Source organism: Streptomyces fractus (genome assembly GCF_049844455.1).
Lineage (GTDB): Bacteria > Actinomycetota > Actinomycetes > Streptomycetales > Streptomycetaceae > Streptomyces > Streptomyces fractus.
Genome location: NZ_JBMYHI010000002.1, coordinates 7,319,368 through 7,332,331 on the forward strand (window position 1 = coordinate 7,319,368; position 12,964 = coordinate 7,332,331).

Below are 12,964 nucleotides of genomic sequence, written 5' to 3' on the forward strand. Positions count from 1 at the left end.
GCGACCGCCTCCCGGGCGGCGCGGAGTGCCCTTGTGTCCCGATTGGCCACCCCGTGCGACGAACCTTCCTCCTGAGGTGTTTTCGGTGCGTCCACGCCTGATTCCACAGCGTGATGGAAGGTCCGCTCCCGCGCCCGCGAAGCGCGACGGCACGCCCATTAATGTCGTCGCGAGAACATCGCCGTACCCTCCCGTCGCCCACGCGTCCCACCCCTCACGCCGGGCCGGCGGGTTCAACAGCTCTGGAGAACTTCGAGCATGAACCGCAAGACTTTGGTGCTGCCGGCCGTCATCGGTCTGCTGGCCCCCGTGCTCGCCGCGTGCGGCGGCTCCGACAGCGGAGACGCGGGCGGCGACGCGATCAAGGTGGGCACCACCGACCGGTTCATCGCCTCCGGAAAGGTACCCGCGCCGTTCGACCCGGCGTACGCCTACGACACCGGATCCTGGAACGTCCTGCGCCAGACCGTGCAGACGCTCATGGCCATGCCCCGCAGCGGCAGCGGCGACCCCGTGCCCGAGGCCGCCCAGAGCTGCATATTCTCCGACAGCGGCAGCGAGCGCTACGCCTGCACGCTGCGCAAGGACCTCAAGTTCGCCGACGGCAAGCCGATCACCGCTGCCGACGTGAAGTACTCCATCGACCGCGTCAGGAACATCAAGAGCGACAGCGGTTCCTACGGCCTGCTCTCCTCGATCGACACCATCGAGACCCAGGGCGACCGCCAGGTCATCTTCCACCTCAAGTCCCCGGACGCCACGTTCCCGTACAAGCTGGCCACACCCTCCGCCGGCATCGTCGACCCCGACGAGTACCCGAAGAACAAGCTGCGCACCGGCTTCAAGGTGAACGGCTCCGGCCCGTACACCCTGAAGGCCACGGTCAAGAACGACGCCGTGGTCAAGACCGTCTTCACCAAGAACCCCAACTACAAGGGGCAGTTGAAGCCGAAGAACGACAAGGTGGAGCTGGACTCCTTCACCGACGCCGACGCCATGGGCAAGGCGCTGGAGAAGGGCGACATCGACATGATGACGCGCACCATGTCGCCGGAGCAGATCAAGAAGTACTCGACCAGCGCGCCCAAGAACGTCAACCTGGTCGAGATGCCCGGCATGGAGATCCGCTACCTCGGCTTCGACACCAAGGCGAGCACCGTCCGGGACAAGGCCGTCCGCCAGGCCATGGCGCAGCTCGTCGACCGCGGCGAGATCGCGTCCAAGGTGTACGGCACCGGCGCCGAGCCGCTGTACTCGCTCGTGCCCAGCGGCATCACCGGCCACCAGAACTCGTTCTTCAACAAGTACCAGAACCCCAGCAGGACCAAGGCCGCCGCGATCCTGCAACAGGCCGGCATCCACACGCCGATCAAGCTCACCCTGCACTACACGAGCGACCACTACGGATCGGGCACGAAGAAGGAGTTCGAACTCCTCCAGAAGCAGCTGAACGGCAGTGGCCTCTTCGACGTCGCCATCAAGGGCGACGTCTGGGACACCTACCGCGACGCCCAGCTGAAGGGGAAGTACGACGTCTACGGCCTCGGCTGGTTCCCCGACTTCCCGGACGCCGACAACTTCCTCGCGCCGTTCCTCGACAAGGACAACTTCCTGTCGTCCCCCTACACCAACAGCAGCATCCGCGGTGACCTGATCCCGGCCGAGCGCCGCGAGGCCGACCGGCTCACCGCGTCCAAGCCCATCCAGCAGATCCAGAACGTCGTCGCCGACGACGTGCCCGTTCTGCCGCTGTGGCAGGGCAAGCAGTACGTCGCCGCCCGCGACGACATCACCGGGGTGGAATGGGCGCTGTCCGCCTCCTCGGTCCTTCAGCTGTGGGAGCTGGGCCGCGGCGTCAGCGGCTGAGCCCACCCCGGGGGCCGGTCCACCTGAGGGCCGGCCCCAGCCCGTCCGCTCGACCGACGACAAGGCACGTACGTGAGAATGCGCAACCAGTGGCTGGTCATGCCCCTCGGCGCGGGACTCGCCGCGGCACTCCTGACCGGCTGTGGCTCTGACGAGAGCGACTCCGCCGACAACGGCGCCGCCGTGGTCATGGGAATGTCCGACGACATCCAGGCCACCGATCCGGCCTCCGGCTACGACCCCGGCTCGTGGCTGCTGTTCAACAACGTCTTCCAGTCACTGCTCAGCTTCCCCAACGGCGGCACCGAGCCGCAGCCGGAAGCCGCCAAGGAGTGCCACTTCAGCGACAGCGCCACCAAGGTCTACACGTGCACGCTGCGCCCCGGCCTGAAGTTCAGCAACGGGCACGCGCTCACGTCGAAGGACGTCAAGTTCTCCTTCGACCGCATGATGAAGATCAACGACGAGTCCGGCCCCGCGATCATGTTCCCGATGCTGGACAAGGTCGAGACCCCGGACGCCAGGACCGTCACCTTCAGGCTCAAGTCCGCCGACGCGACCTTCCCCAGCAAGATCGCCTCGGGCGCCGGATCGATCGTCGACCACACCGCGTACCCCGCGGACAAACTGCGCACGGACGGCAAGGCCGTCGGCTCGGGCCCCTACAAGCTCGACTCCTTCGGCAAGAAGCAGGCCGACTTCTCCGTCAACAGCAAGTACCAGGGCACCGCCAAGGTCAAGAACCAGGGCGTCACCATGAAGTTCTTCCACGGTGACCAGGCGGGCCTGAAGAAGTCGCTGCTCGCCGGGAAGCTCGACCTCGCCTACCGTGGCCTCGCCGCCAAGGACGTCGCCGACATCGAGAAGTCCGGCACCAAGAACTTGGACGTCATCGAGGGCACCAGCGCCGAGGTCCAGCACCTCGTCTTCAACATGGACGACCCGGTCGCGGGACGGATCGGCGTCCGCAAGGCGATGGCCTACCTCATCGACCGCGACGCCCTCATCAGCGACGTCTACGACCAGACCGCCACGTCGCTGTACTCGATCATCCCGGCGGGCATCACCGGCCACAACACCGCGTTCTTCGACAAGTACGGGCCCCACCCCTCGAAGAGCCGGGCGGCGGCCGCGCTGCGCGCCGACGGCATCAGCACGCCGGTCAAGGTCACCCTCTGGTCCACGCCGGCGCGCTACGGCCCCGCCACCGACGCCGAGCTGAAGACCATCGCCAAGCAGCTCAACGCGAGCGGCCTGTTCGACGCCGACGTGAAGTCCGTCGAATTCGCCCAGTACGAGCGGGACATCAAGTCCGGCAAGTACGGCGTCTACGTCAAGGGCTGGGTGCCCGACTACCCGGATCCGGACAACTTCACCCAGCCGTTCTTCGGCAAGGGCAACGTCCTCGACAACCGCTACAACAACAGCACCATCAGCGACAAGATCATCCCGGAGACCGGCGCCCAGAGCGACCGCTCCGGAACGGCCCCGCGCTACGAGCAGTTGCAGAACATCGTCGCCGACGAACTGCCCATCCTGCCGGTCTGGCAGGCCAAGCAGTACGCCGTCGCCAAGTCCGACGTGTACGGCCTGGAGAACTGCCTCGACGCGTCGACCGTCTTCCGGTTCTGGGAAATCAGCAAGGGCTGACCGAGGCCACGAGGGCGGCTGTCACTGCGCGCCGGGGCGGACCAACCCGCTCTCATACGCGTACACAGCCGCCTGCACCCGGTCGCGCAGGCCCAGCTTCGTCAGCACATGGCCAACATGCGTCTTCACCGTCGTCTCGCTCACGAACAGGTCGGCGGCGATCTCCGCGTTGGACAGGCCGCGCGCGACCAGCTTCAACACCTCCACCTCCCGCTCCGTGAGGGTGTGCAGCGTGTCCGGAACCGGCTCGTCCCCCGACGGGAGATGGTCCGCGTACTTGTCGAGGAGACGCCGCGTGATGCTCGGCGCCAGCATCGCCTCGCCGGCCGCCACCACCCGGATCGCCTGCACCAGCTCGCCCGCGGGCGCGTCCTTCAGCAGGAAGCCGCTCGCCCCCGCCTTCAACGCCTCCACGACGTACTCGTCGAGATCGAACGTGGTCAGCACCAGGACCTTCGCCGGACCGTCCTTGCCGGGACCCGAGATCTGCCGGGTCGCCTCCACGCCGTCCATCCGCGGCATCCGGATGTCCATGAGCACCACATCGGGCTGAAGGGCCCGCACCTGGTCCAGCGCCTGCAGACCGTCCCCGGCCTCACCGACCACCGCGATGTCCTGCTCGGCCTCCAGGATCATGCGGAAGCCCGTACGCAGCAGCGGCTGGTCATCGACCAGTAGGACGCGGATGGCCACGAAACTCTCCTTTGATCCTTCGGCAGACCCGACGGCCCATTCTGCCCTGCTATGCCTGCGGGAGGTCGTCCACCCCGTCCCGAGGCGCCGAGACGATCTGCAGCGGGTACGGCGGGGGAGTCCCGCCGAACTCCGGGCACACCGCCTGGTGGTCGCACCAGCCGCACAGCTTCGTCGGCCTCGGCCGCCAGTCACCCGTCTCCGTCGCCTGCTGGATCGCCTCCCACAGAGCGAGCAACTTCCGCTCCACCCGCTCCAGATCCGCGGGCACCGGGTCGTACGTCACCACGTCCCCGCTGCCCAGATACACGAGCTGAAGACGGCGCGGCACGACCCCCTTCAGGCGCCACACCACCAGCGCGTAGAACTTCATCTGGAACAGCGCGCCCTCCGCGTACTGAGGGCGCGGCGCCTTGCCCGTCTTGTAGTCGACGATGCGCACCTCGCCCGACGGCGCCACGTCCACCCGGTCGATGATCCCGCGCAGCGTCAGGCCCGACTCCAGCTCGGCCTGCACGAAGAGCTCCCGCTCGACGGGCTCAAGACGCGTCGGATCCTCCAGCGTGAACCACCGCTCCACCAGGCGCTCCACATCGCCGAGCCAGCGCGCCATCCGCTCGCCCGCGGCCTCCTCGCCCTCGCCGGCGTCCGCGAACAGCTCGGCCAGCTCCGGCTTCGACTCCCGCAGGCGCTCCCACTGGCCGGGGATCAGCGCCGCGGCCCGCGGCGCCGTCCGCTCGTCCGCCGGCACGTCGAACAACCGCTCCAGGACGGCATGGACCAGCGTGCCCCGCGTCGCCGCCTCGCTCGGCTTCTCCGGCAGCTTGTCGATCACCCGGAACCGGTACAGCAGCGGGCACTGCATGAAATCGCTCGCGCGCGAGGGCGAGAGCGACCTCGGCGGGGCGGCCGCGGCCTGCGCGGGGGCCTGATCGGTGCTGGTCTCCATGCCTCACGACGATACGGGCCCGCACTGACAGTCAGGTACCTGCACGCGAAGCCGCGTCTTGCGTAGCGTGGCGCGGGGGAGTCGACGGGGGCCCGTCGGCGCCGTCCGCATACCATCGACGCCAGAACGTCCCGCCGGGCGGCGGGAAACGCTTCGAACGAGGGGACCGAGGGATCACCGTGGACGAGAGCGGCCAGCCGCAGTCCGGCACAGGCGAGGCGACAACGCCCCGGCCTCCGGCCGCGGCCGGGCCGGATGCGACCGAAGCCCGCGAAACCAGTGAGGCCCAGGACCAGGGCGGGCCACAGCCGCCGCAGGACGCGGCCACCGAGCAGCCGCGGAGCGGGGCAGCGCACAATCAGACCGGAGCGGAACAGGAACCGGAACCGGCCGACGCCGCACCCGACACCACCGTGACGCCGCAGGCCCCCGCCACCCCGCACACCGACTCCACCCCCGAGCCGCAGGACGCGCCCCCCGCACACCCCCACGACCGCCACCCCGAGCGCGCCGCCGCCACCTCCGGCAACCGTAGGAGCGCCATCAAGGGCGCCACCAAGGGACCCACCAAGCGCCCCGAACCACGCGGCGGACTGCTCATGGGCCGCCCCTTCGGCGTCCCCGTCTACGTCGCCCCCAGCTGGTTCCTCGTCGCCGCACTGATCACCTGGGTGTTCGGCGGCCAGCTCGACCGCGTCCTGCCCGAACTCGGCGCCGCCCGCTACCTCGTCTCCCTCTTCTTCGCCGTCGCCTTCTACGCCTCCGTACTCATCCACGAACTCGCCCACACCGTCGCGGCCCTGCGCTTCAAGCTCCCCGTGCGCCGCATCCAACTGCAGTTCTTCGGCGGCGTCTCCGAGATCGAGAAGGAGTCCGAGACCCCCGGCCGCGAATTCGTCCTCGCCTTCGTGGGCCCCCTGCTCTCCCTCGTCCTCGCCGGCGTCTTCTACGGGGCGATGAAGGCCGTCGAACCCGGCACCGTCCCGGGCGTGCTCCTCGCGGGCCTGATGATCTCCAACCTGATCGTCGCCGTGTTCAACCTCCTGCCGGGACTGCCCCTCGACGGCGGCCGCATGCTCCGCGCCGTCGTCTGGAAGCTCACCGGCAGGCCCATGAGCGGCACCATCGCCGCCGCCTGGGTCGGCCGCGCCCTCGCCGTCACCGTCCTCATCGGCCTGCCGCTGCTCACCCAGTCCGGCGCCCTCGGCGAAGGCGCCGAAGAGGCCGGCGGCATGAACACCCTTATGGACGCGCTGCTCGCCGCCATCCTCGCCGCGATCATCTGGACCGGCGCCGGCAACAGCCTGCGCATGGCACGACTGCGCGAACACCTCCCCGACCTGCGCGCCCGCACCCTCACCCGGCGCGCCGTCCCCGTCGAACCCGAAACGCCCCTCTCCGAGGCACTGCGCCGGGCCAACGAGGCGGGCGCCCGCGCCCTCGTCGTCGTCGACACCGACGGCGACCCCCACTCCCTCGTCCGCGAGGCCGCCATCGTCGGCATCCCCGAACACCGCCGCCCCTGGGTCCCCGTCAGCGGCCTCGCCCAGGACCTCACCGACGGCATGCGCGTCTCCGCCGAACTCGCCGGCGAAGAACTCCTCGACACCCTCCGCGAGACCCCCGCCACCGAATACCTCGTCGTCGAGGAGAACGGCGCCATCTACGGAGTCCTCTCCGCGGCCGACGTGGAACGCGCCTTCGTGAAGGCCATGGCCCGGCCTTCGTAGAAACCCCTGGCGGAAGCCGCGTGGTCGGCGCCCCCCGACAAGCCCGGTAGGCTGTTCACATGTCCGAACCGACCGGTGCCGCCCGCAGGCGCGGGCCCTTCACGGTCGGGGACCAGGTTCAGCTGACCGACCCCAAGGGCCGCCACTACACGTTCACGCTCGAAGAGGGAAAGAACTTCCACACCCACAAGGGTTCCTTCCCGCACGACGAGCTGATCGGCGCACCCGAGGGCAGCGTTGTCCGCACCACCGGAAACGTCGCCTACCTCGCGCTGCGCCCCCTGCTCCCCGACTACGTCCTGTCCATGCCCCGCGGCGCCGCCGTGGTCTACCCCAAGGACGCGGGGCAGATCCTCGCCTTCGCCGACATCTTCCCCGGCGCCCGCGTCGTGGAAGCGGGCGTGGGCTCCGGCTCGCTCAGCAGCTTCCTGCTGCGCGCCATCGGCGACCAAGGCATGCTGCACTCCTACGAGCGCCGCGAGGACTTCGCCGAGATCGCCAAGGGCAACGTCGAGCGCTACTTCGGCGGCCCGCACCCCGCCTGGCAGCTCACCGTCGGCGACCTCCAGGACAACCTGTCCGACGGTGACGTCGACCGCGTCATCCTCGACATGCTCGCCCCCTGGGAGTGCCTGGACGTCGTCAAGAAGGCGCTCGTCCCCGGCGGCATCCTGTGCTGCTACGTGGCCACCACCACGCAGCTCGCCCGCACCGTCGAGTCCATCCGCGAGATCGGCTGCTTCAACGAGCCGACCTCCTGGGAGTCGATGATCCGCAACTGGCACGTGGAGGGCCTCGCCGTCCGCCCCGACCACCGGATGATCGGCCACACCGGCTTCCTGCTCACCGCCCGCCGCCTCGCGGACGGCGTCGAGCCGCCCATGCGCCGCCGCCGCCCCGCCAAGGGCGCCTACGGCGAGGACTACGACGGCCCGAACGCCGACGGCGGCAACCGCGGCCGCTGAGCCACCGCGGCCGAGCCACCAAAGACGTACAACCGCACAACGCGACAGCGCCGCCGCGCAGTTCCCCCGCACTCACGGGAACTCCGCGGCGGCGCTTGTTCGTTGAAGGGGCGGCAGCACCAGGACCGGATATCACCTGAGAAAGAACGGACCCCGCCGTTCCCGCGCACTGTGACGTATGGCACGATGCTGGCCACCCCCACCGGCACAGCCCTCACAGGAGACGCTCCTCGTGCAGCAATCCGCCGTCCCGGAACTGGCGCACACCACCACACGCCCCATCCACTGGCTGGCCACCGCCGCCGCACTCTCCGCGGTCGTCGCGCTCTCCGGCTTCCTCAAGCCGGACTCCGCCACCGCGGCCCAGGCCGACCACAGGGCCCCCGCGGGCAGGCCCGCCGCCGTGGCCCCGCCCGACCCCGCCGCCGTCCACTTCCCGCTCGACTGCGGACCCGTCAAGACCGCCGTCGTCAAGAAGGCCACCGGAGACCTGGACGGCGACGGCCGCCCGGAAACCGTCGCCGTCGTCCGCTGCGACGCCGGCGTCGGCACGCCGCCCAGCGGCATCTACGTCCTCACCCGGCCCGCCGGCGCCAAGCCCCGCGTCGTCGCCACACTCGTCACGCCCAAGGACGACTACTCGGCGACCGCACTCGCCATACAGGACGGATCCGTCCTCGCCGACCTCGACGGCTACTCCTCCGACTCCGTGCCCCGATACCGCCCGGACGTCCACGAGAAGGCCAAGTGGCAGTGGAAGGACGGGGCGTTCGTCCGCTCCACCCCCTCCGAGGCCCGCGCCGCCTGACCCCGCACGCAAAGGGCCCCGTCCACCGAAACACCGGCGGACGGGGCCCCTTCGCGTACGTAGAGTTACTAGACGGTCACTCCGCGTCCGGTCCGTGGACCTCGACCCTGTCCGAAACCCGCCGCACATGGATGCAGTCGCCTGGACACTCCTTCGCCGACGCCACCACATCCGTGAGAAGCGGAAGCGGCACGGGCGTTGACGCGCCCACGTCCTGCAACAGCTCGTCGTCCGCGCCCTTCACATACGCCAGACCGTCGATGTCCAGCTCGAAGACCTCGGGAGCGTACTGCGCGCAGATCCCGTCCCCGGTGCACAGATCCTGGTCGATCCACACCTCCAGCGGAACGCTGCTGTCGGTACCGGATCCGGCCTCTTGCCGCACGGTCATGTCTCCTGCCGTTTCCTGCGTCGCGGCCCCCGAAAACCTCCTTCAGAGGAGCAAGTCGGGCCAGGCCTGACGGGTGTTGAACACTTCGACCCTACAACCGGCCGCTTTCCGATGTTGTTGGGTGGGTATTCCCCTGGCGTGAGGGAGAGCGCAAGGGTGAAGATCGGACACACCCCATCGTCTTTTTGATCTAGGGGTTTCAATCGACACCCGCCCAGGTAGGGTCTGGAAGCGTCCAGCTCCCCTTGGAGGAGGTGAGGACCGTGGCAGCCCACGACGACGACATCAACCGCGGCATCCGCCCGGGACGAGGGTCCGAAGACCCCGCCGGGCAGGTTGCCTATCTCGAGCAGGAAATCGCCGTCCTGCGGCGCAAGCTCGCCGACTCTCCGCGGCACACGAGGATTCTCGAAGAGCGGATCGTCGAGTTGCAGACCAACTTGGCCGGCGTGTCCGCCCAGAACGAGCGGCTCGCCGGCACGCTCCGAGAGGCCCGCGACCAAATCGTGGCCCTCAAGGAAGAAGTCGACCGGCTCGCACAACCACCGGCAGGCTTCGGAGTCTTCCTCACGGCGAACGAGGACGGCACCGCCGACATCTTCACCGGCGGCCGCAAACTCCGCGTGAACGTGAGCCCAAGCGTCGAACTCGAAGAGCTCCGACGCGGCCAGGAACTCATGCTCAACGAAGCGCTCAACGTGGTCGAGGCCATGGAGTTCGAGAGCGTCGGCGACATCGTCACCCTCAAGGAACTCCTCGAGGACGGCGACCGAGCCCTCGTGGTCGGACACACCGACGAAGAACGAGTGGTACGGCTCGCCGAACCACTCCTCGACGTCACCATCCGCCCCGGCGACGCGCTGCTTCTCGAACCCCGATCCGGCTATGTCTACGAAGTCGTACCAAAGAGCGAAGTAGAGGAACTCGTCCTCGAAGAGGTCCCGGACATCGGCTACGAGCAGATCGGCGGCCTGGGCAACCAGATCGAACTGATCCGCGACGCCGTCGAGCTCCCCTACCTCTACCCGGACCTCTACCGGGAGCACGAACTGCGGCCGCCCAAGGGCGTCCTGCTGTACGGGCCCCCCGGATGCGGTAAGACCCTGATCGCCAAGGCAGTCGCCAACTCCCTCGCCAAAAAGGTCGCCGAAGTGACCGGACAGGGCCAGGGCAAGAGCTTCTTCCTCAACATCAAGGGCCCCGAACTTCTCAACAAGTACGTCGGAGAGACCGAGCGACAGATCCGCCTCGTCTTCCAGCGCGCACGAGAGAAGGCCAGCGAGGGCACCCCCGTCATCGTCTTCTTCGACGAGATGGAGTCCCTGTTCCGCACCCGCGGATCCGGCGTCAGCTCGGACGTGGAGAACACCATCGTCCCGCAGCTGCTCGCCGAGATCGACGGCGTCGAAGGCCTGCAGAACGTGGTCGTGATCGGTGCCTCCAACCGCGAGGACATGATCGACCCCGCCATCCTGCGGCCCGGACGACTCGACGTGAAGATCAAGATCGAGCGCCCGGACGCCGAAGCGGCCAAGGACATCTTCGGCAAGTACCTCACCGAGCGCCTCCCGCTGCACACCGACGACCTCGGTGAGCACAGCAGCGACCGGGCCGCCACCGTCCACGCCATGATCCAGACGGCCGTGGAGCAGATGTACGCCGAATCCGAGGAAAACCGCTTCCTCGAGGTGACCTACGCGAACGGCGACAAGGAAGTCCTCTACTTCAAGGACTTCAACTCCGGCGCAATGATCGAGAACATCGTCGGCCGCGCCAAGAAGATGGCCATCAAGGCCTTCCTCGAACAGAACCAGAAGGGCCTCAGGGTCTCCCACCTCCTCCAGGCTTGCATCGACGAGTTCAAGGAGAACGAGGACCTGCCCAACACCACCAACCCCGACGACTGGGCCCGAATCTCCGGCAAGAAGGGCGAGCGGATCGTCTACATCCGCACCCTCGTCACCGGAAAGCAGGGCGCGGACACCGGACGCTCCATCGACACGGTGGCGAACACCGGTCAGTACCTGTAAAAGACAGGGTGGCTGCGGGTGCCCGAAGCGGGTACCCGCAGCCGACTGTTTTGCGGCACCCCCGCAGGAACCGACCACGTGAGCACCCGCTCGAAAGCGGAGCGAATCCAATGACGCAAATGATCTCCCCACCAGCGCAAAGGCGTTCTAGGCTCTCTCATGCCGCCGAGTCGCGCAGTGCGGGGACGGGCACCGCACACGCACCGGAGAACCAGCGGTACTTGAGCGGCGCCCCCGACCGAGGGCGCTGCCGGGCAAGGAGGGCCGCATGACCGTACGGCGAGTAATGGGCATCGAGACGGAATACGGGATCTCCGTCCCCGGCCACCCCAACGCCAATGCCATGCTCACCTCGTCCCAGATCGTCAACGCCTACGCCGCGGCGATGCACCGGGCCCGCAGGGCCCGCTGGGACTTCGAGGAAGAAAACCCGCTGCGCGACGCCCGAGGCTTCGACCTCGCCCGCGAGGCCGCCGACTCCAGCCAGCTCACCGACGAGGACATCGGCCTGGCCAACGTCATCCTCACCAACGGCGCGCGCCTCTACGTGGACCACGCACACCCCGAATACAGCTCACCCGAGGTCACCAACCCCTGGGACGCCGTCCTGTGGGACAAGGCCGGCGAGCGCATCATGGCCGAGGCCGCCGAGCGGGCCGCCCAGCTCCCCGGCGCCCAGCCGATCCACCTCTACAAGAACAACACCGACAACAAGGGCGCCTCCTACGGGACGCACGAGAACTACCTGATGAAGCGGGAGACCCCCTTCTCGGACATCGTGCGCCACCTCACGCCCTTCTTCGTGTCCCGTCAGGTCGTCACCGGAGCGGGCCGCGTCGGCATCGGCCAGGACGGCCACGAACACGGCTTCCAGCTCAGCCAGCGCGCCGACTACTTCGAGGTCGAGGTCGGCCTGGAGACCACGCTCAAGCGCCCGATCATCAACACCCGCGACGAGCCGCACTCGGACGCGGAGAAGTACCGCCGCCTCCACGTGATCATCGGCGACGCGAACCTGTCCGAGATCTCGACCTACCTCAAGCTCGGCACGACCTCCCTGGTCCTCTCCATGATCGAGGACGGCTTCATCGCGGTCGACCTGGCCGTGGACCAACCGGTCCGCACCCTCCACCAGGTCTCCCACGACCCGTCCCTCCAGCACCTGATCACGCTCCGTAGCGGCCGCACACTCACCGCGGTCCAACTCCAGATGGAGTACTTCGAGCTCGCCAGGAAGTACGTGGAGGAGCGCTTCGGCGCCGACGCGGACGAGCAGACCAAGGACATCCTGACCCGCTGGGAGGACGTCCTCGGCCGCCTGGAATCCGACCCCATGAGCCTCTCCGGCGAGCTCGACTGGGTCACCAAGCTCGAACTCATGGATGGCTACCGGCGCCGCGACAACCTCGAATGGGACGCCGCCAAGCTGCACCTGCTCGACCTCCAGTACGCCGACGTACGCGCCGAGAAGGGCCTCTACAACCGCCTGGAGGCGCGCGGCAAGATGAAGCGCCTCCTGGACGAGAACCAGGTCGAGAACGCCCGTACGAAGCCGCCGGAGGACACCCGGGCCTACTTCCGCGGGCGCTGCCTGGAGCAGTACGCGGACGACGTGGCGGCGGCCTCCTGGGACTCGGTCATCTTCGACCTCCCCGGCCGGGACTCGCTCCAGCGCGTCCCGACCCTGGAACCCCTTCGCGGCACGCGGAACCACGTGAAGGAGCTCCTGGACAGGTGCCGCACGGCCGAGGACCTGGTGCGGGTGCTGTCCGGGCAGTGACCGGGGCGTGATCCGCCGATGATCAATCACCGATCCGGGGCTGAAAAGTCGGCGGCAGGGGAATCACAGAGGTGGGCCCCGCACGTTGCACCAAGTGCGGGG

The 12,964-nt window shown here is 68.4% G+C and carries 10 protein-coding genes; 7 read left to right on the forward strand and 3 right to left on the reverse strand.

All coding sequences use genetic code 11. From position 1 onward, the window contains the following. The first annotated feature begins 258 nt into the window (after window positions 1-258). Together ACP4E5_RS35175 and ACP4E5_RS35180 are read left to right on the forward strand one after the other, a co-directional pair. Window positions 259-1,866 (forward strand): ABC transporter substrate-binding protein, encoded by a 1,608-nt coding sequence (locus tag ACP4E5_RS35175; RefSeq protein WP_425835892.1) that lies wholly within the window; start codon window positions 259-261, stop codon window positions 1,864-1,866. Between the two features lie 72 nt (window positions 1,867-1,938). Further along, window positions 1,939-3,516 (forward strand): ABC transporter substrate-binding protein, encoded by a 1,578-nt coding sequence (locus ACP4E5_RS35180; protein WP_425835894.1) that lies wholly within the window; start codon window positions 1,939-1,941, stop codon window positions 3,514-3,516. A 21-nt stretch (window positions 3,517-3,537) separates the two neighbouring features. Here the strand turns inward: ACP4E5_RS35180 and ACP4E5_RS35185 are convergent, their stop codons facing one another. After that, window positions 3,538-4,209, reverse strand: a complete 672-nt coding sequence (locus ACP4E5_RS35185) for a response regulator (protein ID WP_266721484.1) — start codon at window positions 4,207-4,209, stop codon at window positions 3,538-3,540. A gap of 49 nt (window positions 4,210-4,258) precedes the next feature. Next, entirely contained in the window at window positions 4,259-5,158 is a 900-nt protein-coding gene (locus ACP4E5_RS35190) for a RecB family exonuclease (RefSeq protein WP_425835896.1), read from the reverse strand. A 179-nt stretch (window positions 5,159-5,337) separates the two neighbouring features. On the opposite strand from ACP4E5_RS35190, the gene ACP4E5_RS35195 reads away from it, so the two are divergent. The 3 genes from ACP4E5_RS35195 to ACP4E5_RS35205 all read left to right on the forward strand — a co-directional run bounded on the left by ACP4E5_RS35195 (window position 5,338) and on the right by ACP4E5_RS35205 (window position 8,661). Next, a complete protein-coding gene (locus ACP4E5_RS35195; RefSeq protein ID WP_425835898.1) occupies window positions 5,338-6,888 on the forward strand; it encodes a site-2 protease family protein in 1,551 nt (516 codons plus the stop codon). A 59-nt stretch (window positions 6,889-6,947) separates the two neighbouring features. Continuing rightward, window positions 6,948-7,853: a tRNA (adenine-N1)-methyltransferase gene (locus ACP4E5_RS35200; RefSeq protein ID WP_389279439.1), complete on the forward strand. Its 906-nt coding sequence runs from the start codon at window positions 6,948-6,950 to the stop codon at window positions 7,851-7,853. A gap of 232 nt (window positions 7,854-8,085) precedes the next feature. Beyond that, window positions 8,086-8,661: a hypothetical protein gene (locus ACP4E5_RS35205; protein WP_425835900.1), complete on the forward strand. Its 576-nt coding sequence runs from the start codon at window positions 8,086-8,088 to the stop codon at window positions 8,659-8,661. 76 nt (window positions 8,662-8,737) lie between these two features. Here ACP4E5_RS35205 and ACP4E5_RS35210 read toward each other — a convergent pair whose 3' ends face one another. Further along, on the reverse strand, window positions 8,738-9,052 hold the full coding sequence (locus ACP4E5_RS35210) for a ferredoxin (protein ID WP_425835902.1): 315 nt from the start codon (window positions 9,050-9,052) through the stop codon (window positions 8,738-8,740). A 263-nt stretch (window positions 9,053-9,315) separates the two neighbouring features. Between ACP4E5_RS35210 and arc the strand changes: the two genes are divergently transcribed. Both arc and dop read left to right on the forward strand, forming a co-directional pair. Then, window positions 9,316-11,082, forward strand: a complete 1,767-nt coding sequence (gene arc / locus ACP4E5_RS35215; protein ID WP_425835904.1) for a proteasome ATPase — start codon at window positions 9,316-9,318, stop codon at window positions 11,080-11,082. 268 nt (window positions 11,083-11,350) lie between these two features. Further along, the gene (gene dop / locus ACP4E5_RS35220) at window positions 11,351-12,862 is read left to right on the forward strand and encodes a depupylase/deamidase Dop (RefSeq protein ID WP_425835906.1); all 1,512 of its coding nucleotides are present in this window, start codon (window positions 11,351-11,353) and stop codon (window positions 12,860-12,862) included. Window positions 12,863-12,964 lie beyond the last annotated feature (102 nt).